This window comes from Siccirubricoccus deserti, assembly GCF_014283215.1.
GTDB lineage: Bacteria > Pseudomonadota > Alphaproteobacteria > Acetobacterales > Acetobacteraceae > Siccirubricoccus > Siccirubricoccus deserti.
In genome coordinates, this window is the sequence record NZ_JACOMF010000020.1 from 1 (window position 1) to 21406 (window position 21406).

Consider the following 21406-nt stretch of genomic DNA (forward strand, 5'->3'; position numbering starts at 1 on the left):
CGCTGACCAGCGCCTTCAGCTCGGCCGGCGACAGCGCGTCAGGATCGGCGGGCGGGACCATGCGCCCGAGCGAATCAGACCAGCCGCCACCTGGGAAGGGCAAACTGCACCCTCGCCACAGGTTTTGCCCCTCTTACTGATTCCCGGCCTAACAGGCTGTGGAACAACGAGGGCGGGGTGCGAGCGTCACCTCTCCGTCATGGCCGGGCTTGACCCGGCATCGAGGGCGCATCGCCCTCTTCCGCAGCCTGCGAATACTAATGGCCTTTGTTCCTGGCCGATCAACCGCCCCCGCGATCGACGCGCGGCTTGCTCCGCAAACCTTGGCTACGCGCCATCCGGCGCGGCGCCCCTTCGGGTGCTCGGGATGAATGGAGTATCCATGCCGTTGGCATAAGCCGCTCAAGGCTCGCCGAGGATCGCCTCCAGCGGCCAGGGGATCGGTTCCCCCTCCACCAGGAATTCCACCTCCGCCTCATCCTCCCCATCCCAGGCGCGCGACAGCGCCAGGGCGATCACCGCCAGCCAGGCGGAGCCGCCGAGTGCGGCGGTGACATGCGCCTGCAGGGTGCCGCGGTCGTCATGCAGCCGGCGCACATGGCGGGTCCAGATCAGCTCACCCTGGCTGCCCACATTGTCCATGGCCTCGGCGGTCAGGATGCGCAGCATCTCCCGCACCCTCCCGTCGGTGCGGATCAGCCGGGCGAGGCGCCACGGCTCTTCCTCGGTATTGTAGGCGGTGTATTCGGGTTCGATCGGGACCATGCACGCCACCTCATTGCGACGGCGGGGCGGCGTCGAAGCCGTCCGCCAGGACCCCGCGAGGGGCGATGAACTCGTAAGGACCGCGCGGCAGGAACTGCCCGGTACCGGGCTTGGCCTGGACCAGGCCGCCCCGCCCCGCCAGATCGTATCCCGCCATGGCCTCGCCCCCACAACCAGGGCGATGATGCCGTCCTGCCGGCTCGCGCGCAAATCAGGAGATGCGCTGGGCACCCACTGCAACCGGCGGCAATGTGGCGTCGTCAAATCTGGAACGAATGATGGAAATTGCAGCGCAGCTTCTGGTCGGATGCTGGCTGGCAGCAAGCCTGCTCGCCACGCTGGGGTGCGCCTGGACGCTGCATCTGCTCGGCCGCAGGCAGCCGCAGCCGATGGCCGAGCCTCCGGTCCTGGTCGTCGTGCCGGTGCGCGGCAGGACTGGGCTGGCGAACTTCCTCGCCGGCCTGGCGATGCAGGACTGGCCGGCCTGGCACGTCGCCTTCGCGGTGGAAGCGGAGGATGACCCGGCCTGGGCCATGCTCGGCGCGGCGCTGCCCGGGCGGAGCACGGTGGTCGTCGCCGGCGCGGCGGAGCGGCGCAGCCAAAAGCTGCACCAGCTGCTAGCGGCGCTGCCGGCGCTGCGGCCGGAGGATGCGGCGCTGGTGACGCTGGACGCCGATACCGTGCCGCCGCCCGGCCTGCTGCGTGCCCTGCTCCGGCCGGTGCTGACCGGCCAGGGCGATATCGCCTCCGGCTATCGCTGGACCCTGGCGGCGCCGGGCGCCGGGGTGGCGGCGCGCTGGCTGGCGCTGATCGACAGCGCGATCGCCACCTTGCCGCGCTGCGCCCGTTGCAACCTGTGCTGGGGCGGCGCCACCGCCATCAGCCGCGCGGCGCTGGCACGGCTCGACCTGCCGAGGCTGTGGGACCGCGCGGTGTCGGATGATCTTGTCCTGACCCGGGCGGCGCGGGCGCTGGGGCTGGTGATCTACGCGCCGCTGGATGTGCGGCCGCCAAGCGCGGTGGCCCCGGGCCTGGCGGAGGCACTGGCGTTCGGCATCCGGCAGTACCGCCTGCTGCGGCTGCACGCACCCCGAACCTGGGCGCTGGCTGGGGCTGTGATGCTGCCGCCGCTGGCCGGCGGGGTCGCGGCGCTGCTCACCGGCAATGTCGTGGCCCTGGCCGCGGCGCTGTTGCTGCAAGCGGGGCGGGTCTGGCTGAGGGGCCGTATCGCCGCGCGGGTGCTGCCGCGGGATGCCGCGATGCAGGACGGCCGTTGGCGGCCCTGGCTGGCACCGGGCGCGCTGCTGCTGAATCTTGCCGCCTGGCTCGGCAGCGGCTTCGGTCGCGGTATCACCTGGGCCGGCAGGCGCTACCAGTTGGATGCGGCCGGCAATGTCGTCGGGCTGCGCCGCGCTCCGCGGTAGGCCAAGGCCCTCAGGCGTGGCCGGCGGCCGGCAGCGCCGCGAGTTCGCCCGGCACCAGCGCCTCCAGGAAGGCCTCGCCCCAGGCCTCCGGCGAGGTACCGGCGATCGCCGCCCAGGCCGCCTCCCAGCGCTCCCGCCGCTCGGCCAGCGGCATGTCGAGCGCCCGCTGTATCGCCTCCGCCATGCCCTCCGCATCATGCGGATTGACCAGCAGCGCGGAGGAAAGCTGCGCGGCGGCGCCGGCGAAGCGCGACAGCACCAGCACGCCGGGGTCCCGCGGGTCCTGCGCCGCGATGTATTCCTTGGCGACGAGGTTCATGCCGTCGCGCAGCGGCGTGACCATGCCAACCCGCGCCATCCGCATGAAGCCGGCCACCGTATCGCGGGTCTGCGACCGCGCCAGCAGCCGCAGCGGCAGCCAGTCCGGCTCGCCGAAGTCGCTGTTGATCGCCCCGGCGGCGAGGTCGATCTCCTGCCGCAGCCGGCGGTAGGCCAGGACATCCTCGCGTGAGGGCGCGGCGATCTGCAGCATTGCCAGGCTGCGGGCCGGCCGGCGGGCGATGGTGCGGCGAAAGGCTTCCAGCCGCTCCGGCAGCCCCTTGGTCGGGTCGAGCCGATCGACGCCGAGCACCAGCGCCTGGTCGCCGAGCGACCGGGCCAGCAGCCGGGCCGGCTCCGCCTGCACCTGCACGGCGGCCGTCCTGGCGAATTCCTGCGCCGCGATCTCGGCCGGGAACACTCCGAGGCGGATCGGTCGGCCGCCCAGTTCGAGCATTTGATCGGCCACCTGCGCCGCGCCGGCAAAGCCCTGCGCCGCGGCGGCGAAATTATCACGGTCAGTGGTGGTCTGGAAACCGATGAGGTCGGCCTTGAGCACATCCTCGACAAGACCGCGTATGCCGGGGGCGGTGGCCGCTGCATCGGGCGCCGGGAAAGGCACATGCAGATAGAAGCCGGTCGGCCCCCGCATCCCACGGGCGCGCAGCGCCGCCGGCAGCGACAGCAAGTGGTAGTCATGCACCCAGATCCGGTCATCCTGCCGCAGCAGCGGCACCAGACTCTCGGCAAACCGGCGGTTGACCCGCCGATAGGTGTCGAGATCCTGGCGGCGAAACGCCATCAGATGCGGGAGCCCGTGCAGCATCGGCCAGAGCACGCCGTTGGAATAGCCGGTGTAGTAGCCGCCGTGCTCCGCCTCGGTCAGGTCGATGGTCGCGTAGCCGATGGCGCCGCGCTGCACCACATCGGGTCCGCCGGCCTGTTCGGTCACCGCGCCGCTCCAGCCGAACCACAGCCCGCCGCGCTGCTGCATCAACCCGAGCAGCGCGACCGCGAGACCTCCCGCCTGCCCGGCATTGCCCGCCGGCACCGGGACCCGATTGGAGACGACGACGATCCGGCTCATACCCCCTCCAGCAGCGCCACCGGCAGACGGGAGAGCAGTTCGGCAACCGGCAGCCGGTCGCCGGAAGCCTCGAACCCGGCGCCGGTCAGCACCTCACACCACGCGCGCGTGGCAGTAGAAGGCGGCAATACGAGTTCGGTTCCGCGCCATTCCGCTGCCGGTACCAGCGGCAGCGGCGCTTCGCCGAGCAGCGACGCCGGTAGCCGCGTGACAATGGCGATGGCGCAATCGCCGCGATGCCGCCGAGCGAAGGCCAGGACATGGGCGGCTTGCGGGCCTTCGACCGTCAGCGGCAGGTAGTCGCCCTCGGCGAAGACCGCTGGACGGGCCTGGCGCAGCGCCAGGGCGCGGTGCAGAATCGCCTGCTTCACCCTGCCATCCTGCCACTGCGGCATCAGCGCTGCCGGATCACCGGCCTCCGTCAGGGCTTGCACCCGCGCTGCCCAGTCGACCGGCCGCCGATTGTCCGGATCGACCAGGCTGAGGTCCCAGAATTCAGTGCCCTGGTAGAGGTCCGGGATGCCCGGCGCGGCGCAGCGCAGCACCAGCTGCGCCAGCCCGTTCACCGCCCCCGGCAGGGCGATGCGAGCGGCGAAATCGGCGATGTCCTGGCGCAGATGGCTTGGCCGGTCGGGCGCCATACAGGCGAAGAGGAAGTCGCGGCAGGCGGTCTCGTATTCGGTGTTGGGCACCGCCCAATCGGTCCGCCGCTTGGCCTCCCGCAGCGCCTTCAGCTGCCAGTCGGCGACGCGCTCCAGGAAGGCCTGCACCCCTGCCTCGTCCTGGGGCGAAAGGCCCAGCGGCCAAGCCGAGACCAGCGTCTGGTAGAGCATGAGCTGGGCGCTCGGCCCCGGTGCCGGGCCACCGGCGATGTCACGCCGCAGCGTGGCGTTCAGCCGCATCCAGCGGTGGACCGCCGTCGCCCAGGCCTCCGGCAGTTCAGACAGCACCGCCAGCCGTGCCCGGCAATCCTCGCCGCGCTTATGGTCATGCGTCGCCGTCGCCAGCAACGACGCCGGGAAGTTCTTCGCCCGGGCACGGGCCGAGCCGTGGAAGGATTGCGGCGTCACCGCGAAGCGTGCCGGGTCGCTGCCCACCTCATTGCGCGAGATCAGCCTGCCGTAGCGGTAGAAGGCGGTGTCCTCCACGCTCTTCGCCGCGGTCGGCGCCGAGAGCTGCTGGAAGCGCACCGCCGCCGCCAGCCTCTCCCGCCGCAGTGCCGGCGGCAGGCTGCGCAGGGCCTCGCCACCGAGCCAGCCGTCCAGCAGGTCGAGCAGCGGCAGCTCCGTCGCCCGCACGGTTCGGCGCGCCCCGGCCAGCGCCCAGTCCAGGATGCGCTTGTCATCGGCGCTGCGACCGGTGCCGGCGACATAGAGCCGGTAGACCGGAAAATGCACCAGCACCTCGGTGAGCGCGCGGCGCAGTGCCGTCAGGGTGAAGTCGCGCGTCGTCAGGTCGCGCATCGCCACGCGTTTCAGCGCCGCGGCGGTGGCGTTCAACTCGCTTGACAGGTTATCGCGCAGGATCTGCCGCCGCGCCTCGCGCGCCTCGGTGTCGAATTCCGCCGGGCGATGGGTCTCGCCGACCCAGAGCGCGGTCAGTGGCGCCTCCCCGGCAGGGTCGTGCAGCACGCCGCTGGCCTCGTCCATGAAGTCGTAGCCGGTCGAGCCGGCGACCTGCCAGTCGGTGCGCAGCGCCTCGAAGGGCGCCAGGATCTTCTCCACCCAGATCAGCGGTGTCAGATCCGGGCGCAGCGCCTGCATGCTGCGGTGCAGCTTCCGGCAATAGCCGCGCGGATCGGCCAGCCCATCGACATGGTCGATCCGCACCCCGTCGATAACGCCTTCGGCGTAGAGCCGGAACACCAGGGCGTGGATCGCGTCGAATACCGCCGGTACCTCCACGCGCAGGCCGGCGAGCGAGGTAATGTCGAAAAAGCGGCGCCAGTTGATCTCATCCGCCGCGGCCCGCCACCAGGCCAAGCGGTAGTGCTGGCGTTCCAGCAGCCGGTGCAGCCGGTCGCGCCCCTCGTCCTCCCGCGCGTCGAAGGCGGCGAGGATGGCGGCGATCACCGGCGTGCCGGCCAGCGCCCGCAGTTGCCGCGCACCCTCGTCGGCCGCTTCCCGCGCCGCCCCGCGGTCCCGCAGGTGCAGGCCGATGCGGCCAAAATGCTGCGCCAGATCCTCCAGCGCCGGGTCGCCGGCGGCGCGCAGCACATGGGTGTAGTGCTGCGGCGCGATCGGGAACCAATGCTCGAAGTAGCGCACGTGGAAGCGCCCGGTCGCCGCATTGAAATCCAGCGCCAGGTCGCCGGAGGCCAGCACCTCGCCATAGGGTGCGCCGAGGAAGGGCGCCAGCAGCTTGTTCTGCAGGCTGCGGTCGGGCGGCTCCCAGTCGATGTCGAAGAAGCCGGCGAAGCGGCTCTGCCGGCCCCATTCCAGCACATCCAGCCACCAGGCATTGTCAGAGCCGCCGACCCCCATATGGTTCGGCACGATATCGAGGATGAGGCCGAGGCCAGCCGCATGCAGCGCATCCACCAGCCGCCGCAGCGCCAGCTCGCCGCCGAGTTCCGGGTTGACCTGGCCGTGGTCGACGATGTCGTAGCCATGGGTCGAGCCGGGCCGCGCCTTCAGCACCGGCGAGGCATAGACGTGGCTGATGCCAAGGTTGGCGAAATACGGCACCAGCGGCACCGCATCGTCGAGGGTGAAGCCGGCATGGAATTGCAGCCGCACGGTGGCGCGCGGCGGAGTGGCGATGGTGCTCATCCTTCGGCGCTGCGGGTGCTGGCGAAGGCCTGCAGCCGGGTGACCACGGCGGGATCATCCAGCAGATGCGCCGCCTCGCCCGGCAGCCGGCGGCGCCAGTTCGGGTGGCCTTCGGTGGTACCGGGCAGGTTGGGCTGCTCCACCATGCCGAGCGCATCCTCCATCGGCAGGATCGCCAGCGCGCAGTTCGCCTGGCCGACATGCGCCATCGCAGCTTCCAGTACCGGCCCGGGCTGGTCGGGCGGTGGTTCGTCGGCGGTGGCGGAACCGCTCTCGAGAAAGGCGCGCCACAAGGCGCTGCGGTCGTCGCCGCGCCGGGCCGCCTCCTGCCGAGGCAGGTCGGGGTCCGGGAACAGGCCGAGCTTCTCCCGCCAGACGATGTCGCGGCCCTGCCACCAGCCCACCACCGTCGGCAGGTCATGCGTCGTGGTCATCGCCACGGCCTGCGCCGACCAGTCGCGCGGCGGACGGAAGCCGCCGTCGGGCTGCTGCTCGAACCACAGCACGCGCATGCCGAGCACGCCGGCGGCATCGAGCCGGGCGTGGAACCCCTCCGGCACGGTGCCGAGGTCCTCGCCGATAACCAGCGCCCGATGGCGATGCGATTCCAGCGCCAGCAGCCGCAGCATGTCGTCCAGCGGATAGGTCAGGTAGCCGCCATCCGCCGGCCCCATGCCGGGCGGCACCACCCATAGCCGCTGCAGCCCCATCACATGGTCGACACGCACGCCGCCGGCGTGGCGGAAGGCGGCGCGGAGCAGTTCGAGGAAGGCGCTGAAGCCGCCCGCCCGCAGCTGCAAGGGCGAGAAGGCGGTCAGCCCCCAATCCTGGCCACGCGGCGAGAACACATCGGGTGGGGCGCCTACCGTCAAGTCGGGCAGGATCTCCTGCTGCCGGGACCAGGCATGGCTGCCGCCGCCATCGGTGCCGACGGCGAGGTCGGCGATCAGCCCGACCGCCATGCCGGCATCGCGCGCCGCCCGCTGCGCCGCCTCGCAGGAGCGGTCGGCCAGCCATTGGCAGAAGGCGTGGAAGGCAACCTCGCCCGGATTGTCGCGGGCGAAGCGCTGCACGCCGGGGCTGTCCGGCGTGCGGTACTCCTCCGGCCAGTGCTGCCAGTGCCAGGCACTGCCATCGCGGGCGAGCATGGCGGCATGCAGTGCCTCGAACCGCGCATGCTGCTCCAGCGCCGAGCCGGCTTCGCTGCGGTATTCGACGAAGCCGGGGTGGTCGGCCGCGGACTCGAACAATTGGCGCAGCCGGGCAAACTTGCGCTGCGCGGCGGAATGCCAGTCGATCAGCTCGGCGTCGTCGACGGAGGTGTCGCTCGCCCCATGACCGAGCGCCGCCGAGGGATCGGCCAGCAGGACATTGCGGAACAGCCTGGTGGAGGGTGCATAGGGACCGTATTTGCCCGGGTCGGCGGCAAAGAGCGCATGCGCCGGGCTGACCGCGACACCGCAGGCGCCCCGGCCCGCCGCAGCCCGGGCCAGCGCCGCGACGCCTCCGAAATCACCGATGCCCATGTCGCCCGGACGCCGCAGCGAATGGATCTGCGCCGCCAGTGCCCAGGCGCGCGCACCCTGCCTGCCGCAGAGCTCGTCCAGGCTCATGCAGCGCGACGGCGCCGCGGCGATCGTGCAATGACCGCCGTCGAGTTCCAACCGGTGGTAGCCGGGTTCGTGCAGCGCCGGCAGCCGCGCCTCACCAGACCAGCCCCGTTCCAGCCTGCCCTCGCGCTGCGTGCCATCCTCCAGCCGCAGGCGGAAGTGGTGGCCAGGTGTGGCGCCGGGGATGGCGGCACCGTCATTCCCGCAAGGCAGGGTCAGCAGCGGCGGCAGCAACTGCGCCATTGCATCCAGTTGCGCCTGCGCCTCCCGCGCATCATCCGGCAGGCCGAGTGCGCGGAGAATGGCGTGCAGCGTCTCCGGCGCCAGTTCGCGGCGCTCGCCATGCACATCCTGCCAGGCGGTCTGGATGCCGGCCCGTGCCGCCAGCGCCCGCAGATCTTCGTCCGAACTCATCGCGTCCTCGTCATTGCCGGGGTGCCGCCCGGCTCAGGCTTCGAACAGGGCGACGGTGCAACGCGGCAGGAGGGTTCCGGTGCGCAGCGCCTCGGCCGCGCCACCCGCGGATTCGAACAGCACTTCCCCCAAGGCAGTGGCCTGTGCCGGTTCGGCGCCGAGGTTGCAGGCGATCAGCAGCCGGGCTCCGTCGCCGAGCCGCCAGCGCGCGACCACGGCCTGTGGCCCGACCGCCGAGGCACCGGCGGAGCGTGTGCCGGGCAGGCGCGGGATGATGCGGGCGTGACGCAGCATCAGCAGACGGCGATGGCGGTCCAGCACTTCGGCATGCGGCGGGGCGGCGGCCTCCGCCGGGTCGGGCCGGGATCGCTCATAGGTTTCGGCGGCATTGGGGTCAGGGATACGGGCGCGGGTCGCCGGGTCCTGGAAGCTGGCGAATTTGGCGAATTCATTGCGCCGCCCCTCGCGGACCAACGGCGCCAATTCCGCATTGTGGTCGGTGAAGAACAGGAAGGGCGCGCTGGCGGCCCATTCCTCGCCCATGAACAGCAGCGGGATCTGCGGCGAGAGCAGCAGCAATGCGGTCGCCGCGGCCAGGCTGGCCGGATGCGCCAGCGCGTTGAGGCGTTCGCCGAAGGCCCGGTTGCCGATCTGGTCGTGGTTCTGGAGGAACAGGACGAAGGCCGTGGGCGGCAGGTCGGCCGAAGGTTCTCCGCGCGGCATGCCGAGATGGCCGGAATGCTGCCCCTGGAACAGGAAGCCCTCGGCCAGCACCTTTGCCAGCTTCTCGGCGCCCGCCTCGCAGAAATCCTCGTAATAGCCCTCGCGCTCGCCAGTCAGCAGCGGGTGCAGCACGTTGTGGCCGTCATCGTTCCATTGTGCGTCGAAATCGCCTTTCGGCCGCAGGTGGCGTGCGGCGTTGCGCTCATTCTCCAGCACCAGATGGACCTCGCGCCCGCCTGTCTCGCGCCGGATGCGAGTGGCGAGCGTGTCCAGCCAATCCGCTTCGGCAATGGCGTGCACCGCATCGAAGCGCAGCCCGTCGAAGCGGTACTCGTTCAGCCAGAGCAGCGCGTTCTCCTCGAAATAGGCGCGCACCGCCGGCTGGCGGAAATCGATGGCAGCGCCCCAGGGAGTGTGCACGCCCTCGTTGAAGAAGCGCTTCGCATAGGCGTGGAGGTAGGCGCCATCCGGGCCGAAATGGTTGTAGACGACATCGAGGAACACCATCAGGCCGAGACCATGCGCAGCATCGATCAGGGATTTCAGCGCCTCCGGCGTGCCGAGCGTCGCATCCGGCGCATAGGGCAGCACGCCGTCGTAGCCCCAGTTGCGCGCGCCAGGGAAGGCGCCGATCGGCATCAGCTCGATGGCGGTGACGCCGAGGTCGCGCAGCCGCGGCAGCTCCGCCTCGACACCGCTAAAGCCGCCGAGCAGCCCCGCATGCACCTCGTACAGCACCACCTCATGCCACGGCCGGCCCGCCCATTCCGGGTGGCGCCAGGCGTAGCCGCGTGGATCGACGACCACTGAGGCATCATGCACGTCACCCGCCTGCTGACGCGACGCGGGATCAGGCACTGCCAGATCGGGTGAGACGCGGAAGCGGTAGCGCGCGCCAGCCCCGACCGGGGCCTCGACGACGAACCAGCCATCGCCCTCCGGCGTCATTGGCAGTGGCGTGGCGCCCTCGATCTCCAGCAAGGGCGCCGCATCCGGCGCCCAGAGGCGGAAGCGCGTGCGCTGCGCATCCAGCAAGGTCGCGCCCCAGCGGGTCGGCTGGACGAAGCTGGTCATGGCGCCTCCAGCCGCGCCGCGAGCAGCACCACGCTGCGCGCCTCGACCGTCACCACGGGACCACCCGCCGGCTCGATGCCACTGTCAGGTGCGGCGGTATCAAGCTCGATGTGCCAGGCATATTCCGGCGTGGGCAGGCTGAAGGGCTGCGCCGCGCTATCGGCGTTGAGCAGCAGCAAGGTGATATCGACACGGCCATCCGGCGCGGCAACCGCGCGCCTCAGCGCGAGAGTGCGTGCCTCCGGCTCTCCCCATGCTTCCGGTGTCATTGGCTGGCCATGCTGATCGAACCAGGCGATATCGCTCAGCCCCGGCGCCGGTTCCTGGCCACCATGCAGGAAGACGGCCGGCCGCAGCGGCGGCAGGCTCTGGCGCAGCTCGATCAGCCGGGCGACGAAGCCTTGCAGCTGCTGCGCCTCCGGCGTCGCGGCGCGCTGCCAGTCGAGCCAGCTGATTTCGTTGTCCTGGCAATAGGCGTTGTTGTTGCCGCCCTGGGTCCGCATCACCTCATCGCCCGCCTGCAGCATCGGCGTGCCGGCGGAGGCGAACAAGGTCGCCAGCATCGCCCGCGTCACCGACTGCCGCGTGGCGTTGATCTCGGGATCCTCGGTCTCACCCTCCTCGCCCCAGTTGCAGCTCTGGTTGTCGGCGTGGCCGTCGCGGTTGTCCTCGCCATTTGCCTCGTTGTGGCGCTGCTCATAGGCGGTGAGGTCGTAGAGCGTGTAGCCGTCGTGGCTCGATATGTAGTTGACGCTGGCCCAGGGCCGGCGGCGGCGCCGGTCGAACAGCTCGGCCGAGCCGGTCAGCCGCGCCGCGATCTCCGCCCGCATGCCCGCGTCGCCCTTCCAGAAGCGGCGGATGGCGTCCCGGTACTTGTCGTTCCATTCGGCGAAGCCGGGCGGGTGGTTGCCGACCTGATAGCCGCCCGGGCCGATGTCCCATGGCTCCGAGATCAGCTTCACCCTGGACAGCACCGGATCCTGCCGCACGGCGTCGAAGAAGCCGCTGCCGGGATCGAAGCCAGGTCCCTCCCGCCCCAGGATGGTGCCGAGGTCGAAGCGGAAGCCGTCCACGTGATACTGCTCGACCCAGTAGCGCAAGCTGTCCATCACCATCTGCAGGACGCGCGGATGGTTGATGTTCACCGTATTGCCGGTGCCGGTGTCGTTGATGTGGTAACGCTCCTCCCCCGGCACCAGCCGGTAGTAGGAGGCATTGTCGAAGCCGCGCCAGGACAGCGTCGGCCCCATCTCGCTGCCTTCGCAGGTGTGGTTGTAGACGACATCGAGGATCACCTCGATGCCGGCGGCATGCAGGCGGCGCACCGCCACCTTCAGCTCGTTGCGCATCCAGGGTTCGACCAGGTAGCGCGGTTCGGGGGCGAAGAAGCCGAGCGTCGAGTAGCCCCAGTAATTCCGCAGCCCCTTCGAGACCATGAAGCGGTCCTGCAGGAAGGCATGGATCGGCAGCAGCTCGATCGCGGTAACGCCGGTGCGCAGCAGGTGGTCAATGACTCGCGGATCGGCCAGGGCGGAGAACGTGCCGCGCTCCCGTGCGGGGATCTCCTCCCGCCGCATGGTCAGGCCGCGGACATGCGCCTCGTAGATCACCGTACGGTCCCAGGGAACGCAGGGGCTGCGGTCGTCGCCCCAGGCGAAGCTGTCGTCCACCACCACCGCCTTCGGCATCGCCAGTGCGCTGTCACGGCGGTCGAAGGACAGGTCGGCGCGGGCGGCGCCGACGCGGTAGCCGAACAGCACGTCGGACCAGCGCACCTCGCCGGCCAGCTGCTTGGCATAGGGGTCGAGCAGCAGCTTGTGCGGGTTGAAGCGGTGGCCGCGCCGCGGCTCATACGGCCCGTAGGCGCGGTAGCCGTACTGCTGGCCGGGCCGGGCTTCCGGCAGGTAGCCGTGCCACACCTCGTCGGTGCATTCCGGCAACGGCAGGCGCGCGATCTCGCGCCGCCCCGCCGCGTCGAACAGGCACAGCTCGATACGCTCCGCATTGGCGGAGAAGACGGCGAAGTTCACACCCAGCCCGTCCCAGGTGGCGCCAAGCGGGTCTGGCCGGCCTGGCGCCAGGCGGGTCGGTATGGGGGGCATGCTAGTCCCGTGGCAGGAGGATCAACGTCGCCAGGGGCGGCAGGAAGAGTTCGAGCGATTGCGCGAACCCATGGCTGGCGACCGTCTGGGCGGCGAGCAAACCGCCGTTCCCGCTGTTGGTTCCGCCATAGGCTTCCGCATCGGTGTTCAAGACCTCGTGCCACGCGCCGCCACGCGGCACGCCGATACGCCAGCCGTAGCGCGGCAGCGGGGTGAGATTGCAGACGACAAGAGCCGGAGGATCATCCGGCCCGCCGAAGCGCAGCCAGGCGAAGACGCTGTGCGCCCGATCGTCCCCGATCACCCAGCGGAAACCCTCTGGCACCGCATCGCCGCGATGCAGCGCCGGCACCGCGGCGTAGGTGGCGTTAAGGTCGCGCACCAGCCGCTGGATGCCGCGATGCGGTGCGCCGTCCAGCAGCGGCCAGGGCACCGAGCTGTCGTGGTTCCATTCGGTCCACTGGCCGATCTCGCCGCCCATGAACAGCAGCTTCTTGCCGGGATGCGTCCACATGAAGCTGAGATAGGCGCGAAGGTTGGCGAATTGCTGCCACTGGTCGCCCGGCATCTTCGAGAGCAGCGACTTCTTGCCGTAGACCACCTCGTCGTGGCTGAGCGGCAGGATGAATCTCTCGCTCCACGCGTAGACCAGGCCGAAGGTCATCGAATCATGGTGGTACCGGCGATGGATCGGGTCATGCTCGATGTAGTGCAGGGTGTCGTGCATCCACCCCATGTTCCACTTGTAGGAGAAGCCGAGCCCGCCTTCGGCCACGGGGCGGCTGACGCCGGGCCAGGCGGTGCTTTCCTCGGCGATGACCACGGCACCGGGGAAATGCTCCGCCACCACCTGGTTCAGTTCGCGCAGGAAGGCCACGGCCTCCAGATTCTCGCGGCCTCCATACTCGTTCGGCACCCATTCGCCGTGCTTGCGCGAATAGTCGCGGTACAGCATGGAGGCCACCGCATCCACCCGCAGCCCATCGACATGGAAGTCGCCCAGCCAGTGCGTCGCGCTGGCCAGCAGGAAGCCGCGCACCTCGTCACGGCCGAGGTTGTAGATCGCGGTGTTCCAGTCCTGGTGGAAGCCCTCGCGCGGGTCGGCATGCTCGTACAGCGGCGTGCCGTCGAAGCGGTAGAGCCCATGCGCATCGGTCGGGAAATGCGCCGGCACCCAGTCGAGGATCACCCCCAGCCCCTCGGCATGGGCGCGGTCGACGAAGCGGGCGAAGCCGGCGGGCGAGCCGAAGCGCGCACTTGGCGCGAACATCCCGAGCGGCTGGTAGCCCCAGGAGCCGCCGAAGGGATGCTCGGTGATCGGCATGAACTCGAGATGGGTGAAGCCCATCCCGCGCGCATAGGGGATCAATCGCTCGGCCAGCCCATCCCAATCCGGCGACTCGCCATCCGCATCGCGCCACCACGACCCGGCATGCACCTCATAGATCGAGATCGGCGCATCGGCGGCATGGCGCGCGGCCCGGGTCCGCATCCACTCGCCATCACTCCATTCGACCTGGGCGGGGTCGAAGACGCGCGATGCCGTCGCCGGCGGCGGCTCGGTCGCCAGGGCGCAGGGGTCGGCCTTCAGCGGCAGCATCGCGCCATCGGCGGCGAGGATCTCATACTTGTAGATCGAACCCTGCACGAGACGCGGGATGAACAACTCCCATACCCCGGCCTCGACCCGGCGGCGCATCGGGTGCCGGCGGCCGTCCCAGGCATTGAAGTCGCCGACAACGGAAACGCGCGTGGCATTCGGCGCCCAGACCGCGAAGCGCACGCCGGCGATGCCGTCGATCGTCACCGGCTGCGCGCCGAAGACGCGGCCCAGGCCGAAATGGCGGCCCTCGGCGAAGAGATGGAGGTCGAGCGGGCCGAGCAGCAGGCCGAAACTGTAGGGATCCTCGGTCTCCTGCACGCCAGCGGGCCAGTCGATGCGCAGCACATAGGGAACCGCGCGCGACAGCCGCCCGGCGAACAGCCCGGCCGGGTGCAATTGCTCCAGCCGGCCGATCTCGGTGCCATCCGCGCGGTCGAGCACGGTGACGCCGCGCGCGCCGGGCTGCAGGGTGCGCAGCGCATCGCCCTGCAGCCCGAGCAGGGCGAAGGGATCACCGTTACGGCCGGCGATGAGCGCTTCCAGCTCAGGCGTCATGGCACCAGCCTTTCGGCGATGGCGGCAAGGCCGCGCAGCGGCACGCCGATCCAGTCGGGCCGGTTGGCTGCCTCGTAGCGTACCTCATAGGCGGCCTTCTCCAGCAGGAAGAGGTCGAGCAGCGCGGCTTCGGTGCCTTCCGGTACCCATCGGGTCGCGGCGGTGGCTTCGACGGCACGGTAGGCATCGAGGAAGGCGCGCGATGCCTCCTGCTGCCAGCGCGCGATCAGCGCGGCGCGCCGCTCGGACGGCGCGGCGACGGCGGCGGCGGAGGCCTCGGTCGTGGTTGCCACCGCCGCTGCGTAGTCGAGGCTTCGCAGCAGCCCGGCGACGTCGCGCAGCGGGCTGCCCTTGGCGCGGCGTTCCGACAAGGGGCGCGCCGGCTCGCCCTCGAAGTCGACGATCACCGCGTCGCCCTGCGCCACCAGCACCTGGCCGAGGTGGAAATCACCATGCACGCGGGTCTTCAGCGCGCCATCGGCAGCGCGCGCCAGGGCCTGCACCACATCACGCAATGCCTCCTGCCGCGCCTGCAAGCTGCGCACCATCGGCATCAGCTCATCGGGCAGCACCATGCGGCCGCTGAAGAGATCCAGCGCCGGTTCGAGCTGCTCCAGCGCGCCTCTCGCCCAGCCCTCATGGTCGGTGGCGGAGGCGAGCTCAGGGGCAAAGGCGGCATCCTCGCTCGGTCGTGCGAGGGTGGCGTGCAACTCGCCCAGCCGCTGGCCGAGCGCCTTGGCGAAGGCGAGGTAGCCGGCGAAGGGATCCTCGGGCGGCGCGTCGGTCAGCGCCGCCTCATCCACCGCACGCTGCAGCCAATCCTGCGTCCAGCCCCAGCCATCGCCCTGGTTGCGGACGAAGCCCTGCACGATCATCAGCAGATGCGGCGTACCATCGGGCGCCACGCGCACCACCTCGCCGAACAGCGGCGGCGCGTTCGCATAGCCGGCCTCGGTCAGATGGCGCGTCATCTCGGCCTCCGGATGGATGCCGGGGTTCACCTTGCGGATGATCTTGATGACAAACTGATCCCCATAGATGAGCGAGGAATTCGACTGCTCGGCCGACAGCCGCCGAATCTCCGGCGCATCGGGCAGGGTGACCTCCTCGAGCCGTGCGCTGGGGATGAAGCGGATTTCGCCTTCCTCGGTCGGCAGCACGGTACGGGCGCGCAGCGCGGAGATCACCGCAGGCGGCATGCGTCCATCGGCGAAAGCATCCGTCAGATAGCCGACGCGGCGGACCTGGCGCAGCCGCGACAGCGCAAGCTGCGCGGCGAGCGGGCCAACACCCTCGCTTTCCTCCACGCCGGCCAGCGGCAGTGCGTAGCGTTCGGTGCGGCCGGCCAGCGTCACCTCGACCTCGGCCATCACCACTGCGCCGTGCGCTTCCGGCAGCGCGGCGATGGCGGCGAAGCGCGCGGATTCCAAGGTTTCGCCTTTGGCGGCGAACCAGCGGCGCTTCGGCAGGTACTCGGGCAGTACCTGCCGCTCCAGCTCGCGCCGCACGCTGGCGCTGAGCAGCTCCTTTACATCGGCGGTCAATACGAGGGTCCTCAAATCGGGCAGCGGCTCAGGCGAGGGCGTATGCCAGGGCGGCAGCGCCTGCTCCACCGCCAGGACGAACCAGTAGAATCCGTAGGGCGGCAGGGTCAGCAGGTAAGGCAGCTGGCCGATCGGTGGAAAGCCGGTGCCGCCCAGCATCTCCACCGGCACACGGCCGGCCCAGCCGGCAAGGTCAAGCTCCACCGCCTGCGCCGAGCGGGAGAGATTGAAGACGCAAAGGATGGTATCTCCCTCATATTCGCGCAGATAGGCCAGCACCTTGCGGTTCGCCGGGTAGAGCAGCCGCATCGCGCCGCGGCCGAAGGCTTGGCTGCGTTTGCGCACGCTGAGCATGCGGCGCATCCAGTTCAGCAGGCTGTGCGGGTCGCGCGCCTGGGTCTCGACGTTCACCGCGGGAAAGCCGTACAGCGCATCCTGCAAGGGCGGCAGCACCAGCGCCGCGGGATCGGCCTTGCTGAACCCGCCATTGCGGTCGGGTGACCATTGCATCGGCGTCCTGACGCCGTCGCGGTCGCGCAGGAAGATGTTGTCTCCCATGCCGATCTCGTCGCCGTAGTAGATCACCGGCGTGCCGGGCATCGACAGCAGCAGCCCGTTCATCAGCTCGATCCGGCGGCGGTCGCGCTGCAGCAGCGGCGCCAGGCGGCGGCGGATACCGAGGTTGATGCGCGCCCGCTTGTCGGCGGCATAGGTGGACCAGAGGTAGTCGCGCTCCCGGTCGGTCACCATCTCGAGCGTCAGCTCGTCATGGTTGCGCAGGAAGATCGCCCATTGGCAGCCTTCCGGGATGTCCGGCGTCTGGCGCAGGATGTCGGTGATCGGGAATCGGTCCTCCTGGGCGATCGACATGTACATCCGCGGCATCAGCGGGAAGTGGAAGGCCATGTGGCATTCGTCGCCGTTGCCGAAATACTGCTGGGTGTCCTCCGGCCACTGGTTGGCCTCGGCCAGCAACATGCGGTCCTTGAAGCCCTGATCGAGCTTGGCGCGGATGGTCTTCAGAATGGCGTGGGTCTCGGCCAGGTTCTCGTTGTTGGTGCCCTCCCGCTCCACCAGATAGGGCACGGCGTCGAGCCGCAGCCCGTCGACGCCGATGTCCAGCCAGAAGCGCATGACGTTCAGGATTTCCGACAGCACCCGCGGGTTGTCGAAGTTGAGGTCCGGCTGATGGCTGTAGAAGCGGTGCCAGAAATAGGCGCCGGCCACCGGGTCCCAGGTCCAGTTGGATTTCTCGGAGTCGACGAAGATGATCCGCGTCTCGGGATATTTCTGGTCGGTATCGGACCAGACGTAGTAGTCGCGGTGGCTGGAGCCGGGCCGGGCGGCGCGGGCGCGCTGGAACCACGGGTGCTGGTCGCTGGTGTGGTTCACCACCAGCTCGGTGATGACGCGCAGGCCGCGGGCATGCGCCTCCCGCACGAAGCGGCGGGCATCCTGCAGCGTGCCATAGCTCGGGTTCACCGTGCGGTAGTCGGCGATGTCGTAGCCGTCGTCGCGCAGCGGGCTCGGGTAGAAGGGCAGCAGCCACAGCGTATCGACACCAAGCTCGGCGATGTAGTCCAGCTTCTGCAGCAGGCCGGAAAAATCACCAATGCCATCATCATTGGCGTCGAAGAAGCTCTTCACATGCAGCTGGTAGATCACCGCGTCGCGGTACCAGTGCGGGTTGGACGGCAGCGCCATCAGAGGTCACCCTCCGGCCGCACGCGCCATATGCCGAAGGGCAATTCGCCGGGGTCGAGGCGCAGTCGCTGCGCCTTGCCCTGCCAGGTGAAGCGGTGGCCGCGCATCAGATCCTCGGCGGCCAGCGCAGCGGAATCCGGCAGCCCCCATTCCCACAGCGGAAGTTCGATGTCGGTCTCCTGTGCGTTGTGCGGGTCGAGGCTGACGGCGATGAGCAGCACATTGTCACGATCCGGCGTCGCCTTGCGGTACCAGATAACGTTGGGGTTTGAAGCCTGGTGGAAGGCAAGGCCGAGATGCGTCTGCAAGGCCGGATTGGCACGGCGTATGGCGTTAAGACGAGTGATCTCGTCGACGATGTCGCCAGGCGCGCGGTCCGGCCGGGCGCGGATCTCGTATTTGTCGGAATCGAGGTACTCCTCGCGCCCAGGCATCGCCGCCGCCTCGCACAATTCGAAGCCCTGCTGCATACCCCAGAGGCCGGAGAGCGTCGTCGCCAGCGCGGCACGGATCAGGAAGCCGGGCCGACCGGAGCCCTGCAGGAAGATCGGGTTGATGTCCGGCGTGTTGACGAAGAAATGCGGCCGGAAGAACTCGCGTGGCGGACCATTCGCCAGCTCCTCCAGATACTCGATGATCTCGGCCTTCTCGTTGCGCCAGGTGAAGTAGGTGTAGGATTGCGAAAAGCCGATCTTGGCCAGCCGGTACATGATCTTCGGCCGGGTGAAGGCCTCGGCGAGGAACACCGCATCCGGGTGACGGCCGCGTACCTCGGCGATCATCCATTCCCAGAAGGGGAAGGGCTTGGTGTGCGGGTTGTCGACGCGGAACAGCCTCACGCCCTCCTCGCACCAGAACAGCACCACGTCGCGCAGCGCCAGCCACAGGCCGGGGATCGCCTCCTCAGTGTAGAAATCGACATTGACGATGTCTTCGTATTTCTTCGGCGGGTTCTCGGCATAACGTAGCGACCCGTCCGGCCGCCAGTCGAACCAGCCCTTGTGGTCACGCAGCCATGGGTGGTCGGGGCTGCACTGGATGGCGAAATCGAGGGCGATCTCCAGCCCATGCTCCACCGCCGCCGCGCGCAGCCGGCGGAAGCCCTCGATGCCGCCAAGCTCGGGGTGCACCGCGTCGTGCCCGCCTTCCTCCGAACCGATGGCGTAGGGGCTGCCGGGATCATCCGGCGCCGGGGTCAATGTATTGTTGCGGCCCTTGCGGTTGGTCCGGCCGATCGGATGGATCGGCGGGAAGTACAGCACGTCGAAGCCCATGCGGCGGATGTGCGGCAGGCGCCGCGCCACGTCGTCGAAGGTGCCATGGCGGTCCGGGCTGCCGCTCTGGCTGCGCGGGAAGCATTCGTACCAACTGGCGAAGCGCGCGCCCTGGCGTTCGGCGTCCAGCGGCAGCTCAGCGCTGCGGCTGCGAAAGGGACGGTCGTCAGCCTCGGCCATCAGCGCGGCGGTGGCATCATCCAGCAGCAGCGCGCGCTTCTCTTCATCCGAAGCGGCCTCGATGCGCGCAGCCAGATCGCGCAGCGCACCGCCGGCGCGCTCGCCCGCCGCGAAGACCAGCCGCCGGCCCTCCTCCAGCTCCAGCGCCGTCGCCACCCCGGCGGCGTGCTTCTTCCGCAGCTCGTCGCGGAAGGTGGCGAAGGCATCGCGCCAGGCCTCGATCATGAAGACATGCCGCCCGACGCGCTCGAGCGGGAAGCTGGCGCCCCAGCGGTCATTGCCGAGCGGCTGCAGCCGGCGCTGCTGCCACTCCGTCATATCGGCGGCGCGCCAGAGCAGCGCGGCGCCGAGCTGGTCATGGCCGTCGCAAAGGACGTCGCAGCGCACCTCGACCATTTCGCCGACCGACCGCTTCACCGGAAAGCGGCCGCCCTCCACCACCGGCTCGATCGCCTCGATGCCGATGCGCGGCGCTGCGGTGGCGGCCAGGGTGGTGTCCAGCTGGCCGTCGGCATCCCGTGGGGCCCGGCGGATGGCGGGCAGCGGCGCGGCGTCGAACAACAGCGCCTCGCCGGGCGCCAGGCTGAGCGCCTCGCCGGGGCGCAGCAGCGCCTCGCCATTCGGCCAGCGCGGGCGAAAGCGGGTGATACCGCCGGGCACGGCAGGCATCAGCGCCGCCGCCGTCACCGCACGCGGCCGGACCAGATCGGCATTCGCCATCACCAGGCTGGCGCTGCTGGCCATCCGGGCGTCGGCGCCCTCGGCCCGCAGCAGCGCCACCGCAGCGGCACCAAGCCCCGACAGCGGCCGCAGTTCGGCCGGGCCGAGCCGCCGCTCCGCCAGCACTGCATTCGCCGCGCGGATGTCCGCATGCCGCCCGTTGGCCGGGCGCTGCACCAGCCGCGCCCAATCCTCCGGCCGGTCGCGCACCGGATCGAGCGGCCGGCGGGCGCCGTACTCGAAGCCCATCGGCAGCAGCATCCCGGCGCCGATGCCGGCGGCCAGCCGCAACTGCCGCGCCGCGGCGCGCTCGGCCAGGAAGGCCGCGGCATCGGGTCCGGCGATGCGCGGGCCAAAGGGGGCCTCCAGGGTGGTGATGGCGGGCGCCACCTGCGCCAGCCGCGCCGCCTCATCGAGGAACCAGCCCTGGCGGAAATCCCACCACGCCGCGCTGTCGAACACCGCGGCGAAGCCGCCCTCCGCCAAGGGCGGCACCGCATCGGCAGGCACGCCCGGCGTCCAGCCGAGGAAGCGTGCCTCCGGCAACGCCGCCGCCAGCCGTCCCCACACCCAGGCCGGCACCCGCGCCAGCCCTACGCAGCGGAAGCCGGTGATGCCCGCGGCGACGAAGCGGCGCAGCCGCGCCTCCCACCAGGCGAAGAGTTCTTCGGCCACCGCCGGGTCGTTCCAGCGCAGCCAGCCGGTGCCGCGCTCGGCCGGGGGCACCCGCGGGTCGGGCAGGTCGTCCACCGCCCCGGCGACCCAGGCCGCATGCGACCTGGGCAGCACGCCATCCACCGCCGCCCGGTCAAGGATCAGGTCAAGGTAGAGCGCCAGCCCCTGCGCCCGGGCCTTCTCCGCCAGGATGCGCAGCGCCTCCGCCGAATCGCCCGATGCTTCGAGGATGGGGTGCGGCGCATCGGGGTCGGCGATGTGCAGCAGGTTGCCGCTGGCGCCGGCGGCGAAGGGCGGCGCCAGTAAGGCGATGTCGAAGCCGAGCCCGGCGACATGCGCGAACAGCGCGTCCCAGGCCGGCAGTGGGCCGACCAGAAGCGGATGCACGAGGTAGAGCCGCGGCACCCGCGCCGCTTCAGGCATGGCCTCGGCCGGCGCCCCGGACGGAAGGCCAAGGAGCGTCTCCGGCAGGACGGCCACCGGCGCCGACAGGTCGGCGACCGGCGCCACTGGCCGATCGGGCGCCAGCGCCACGGAAACATCCGAACTCGTCACAGCGGCCTGCTCCGGCCGGGCTGCCGAAGCCACCTCCGACGATGCCATGGACGGAGCCGGCGGCACCTCTTTCCCCGGTTTGGCCTTGGCGCGTGTTGCCACCTTCGGCCCCGTCTTCGGCCCGTTCCCGCGTTTCGCCGCCATTCGCTATCCCGTATCGATGTCCACCGCGAAACGCAGAGGAACCACGACCGTCATTTGGATGTGGTTCACGGATGCGTGATTTGAGAGGTAGCCGGTCCGGTTTCGGCTCGTCAGGTGCGGTGCGACGGCGGCATCGATGCTGGCATGATTGCCGCATGATGGTG

Annotated in this window: 11 protein-coding genes; 1 reads left to right on the forward strand and 10 read right to left on the reverse strand. The window is 70.2% G+C overall.

The features are described from left to right. Positions 1-402: 402 nt before the first annotated feature. The gene (locus H7965_RS16325; RefSeq protein WP_186771659.1) at positions 403-765 is read right to left on the reverse strand and encodes a hypothetical protein; all 363 of its coding nucleotides are present in this window, start codon (positions 763-765) and stop codon (positions 403-405) included. A gap of 10 nt (positions 766-775) precedes the next feature. Further along, a complete protein-coding gene (locus H7965_RS16330) occupies positions 776-922 on the reverse strand; it encodes a hypothetical protein (protein ID WP_186771660.1) in 147 nt (48 codons plus the stop codon). A gap of 121 nt (positions 923-1043) precedes the next feature. On the opposite strand from H7965_RS16330, the gene H7965_RS16335 reads away from it, so the two are divergent. After that, positions 1044-2189: a glycosyltransferase gene (locus H7965_RS16335; protein WP_186771661.1), complete on the forward strand. Its 1146-nt coding sequence runs from the start codon at positions 1044-1046 to the stop codon at positions 2187-2189. A gap of 10 nt (positions 2190-2199) precedes the next feature. On the opposite strand, the gene H7965_RS16340 is transcribed toward H7965_RS16335, so the two are convergent. The 8 genes from H7965_RS16340 to H7965_RS16375 are packed head-to-tail and all read right to left on the reverse strand — an operon-like array spanning position 2200 to position 21077. Continuing rightward, entirely contained in the window at positions 2200-3594 is a 1395-nt protein-coding gene (locus tag H7965_RS16340; protein ID WP_186771662.1) for an alpha,alpha-trehalose-phosphate synthase (UDP-forming), read from the reverse strand. Then, positions 3591-6365: a malto-oligosyltrehalose synthase gene (gene treY / locus H7965_RS16345; protein WP_186771663.1), complete on the reverse strand. Its 2775-nt coding sequence runs from the start codon at positions 6363-6365 to the stop codon at positions 3591-3593. Before treY ends, H7965_RS16340 begins: the two co-directional genes overlap by 4 nt. Next, positions 6362-8389 (reverse strand): 4-alpha-glucanotransferase, encoded by a 2028-nt coding sequence (gene malQ, locus H7965_RS16350; RefSeq protein WP_186771664.1) that lies wholly within the window; start codon positions 8387-8389, stop codon positions 6362-6364. Before malQ ends, treY begins: the two co-directional genes overlap by 4 nt. Positions 8390-8422: 33 nt before the next feature. Continuing rightward, positions 8423-10186 (reverse strand): malto-oligosyltrehalose trehalohydrolase, encoded by a 1764-nt coding sequence (gene treZ / locus H7965_RS16355; RefSeq protein ID WP_186771665.1) that lies wholly within the window; start codon positions 10184-10186, stop codon positions 8423-8425. Next, on the reverse strand, positions 10183-12288 hold the full coding sequence (gene glgX / locus H7965_RS16360; protein ID WP_186771666.1) for a glycogen debranching protein GlgX: 2106 nt from the start codon (positions 12286-12288) through the stop codon (positions 10183-10185). The genes treZ and glgX overlap by 4 nt, the downstream gene beginning before the upstream one ends. Position 12289: 1 nt before the next feature. Then, a complete protein-coding gene (gene glgB, locus H7965_RS16365) occupies positions 12290-14446 on the reverse strand; it encodes a 1,4-alpha-glucan branching protein GlgB (protein WP_186771667.1) in 2157 nt (718 codons plus the stop codon). Further along, positions 14443-17694, reverse strand: a complete 3252-nt coding sequence (treS, locus tag H7965_RS16370; RefSeq protein ID WP_186771668.1) for a maltose alpha-D-glucosyltransferase — start codon at positions 17692-17694, stop codon at positions 14443-14445. The genes glgB and treS overlap by 4 nt, the downstream gene beginning before the upstream one ends. Continuing rightward, positions 17694-21077, reverse strand: coding sequence for an alpha-1,4-glucan--maltose-1-phosphate maltosyltransferase (locus H7965_RS16375; RefSeq protein WP_229682645.1), 3384 nt, complete (start codon positions 21075-21077; stop codon positions 17694-17696). Before H7965_RS16375 ends, treS begins: the two co-directional genes overlap by 1 nt. Positions 21078-21406: the final 329 nt, after the last annotated feature.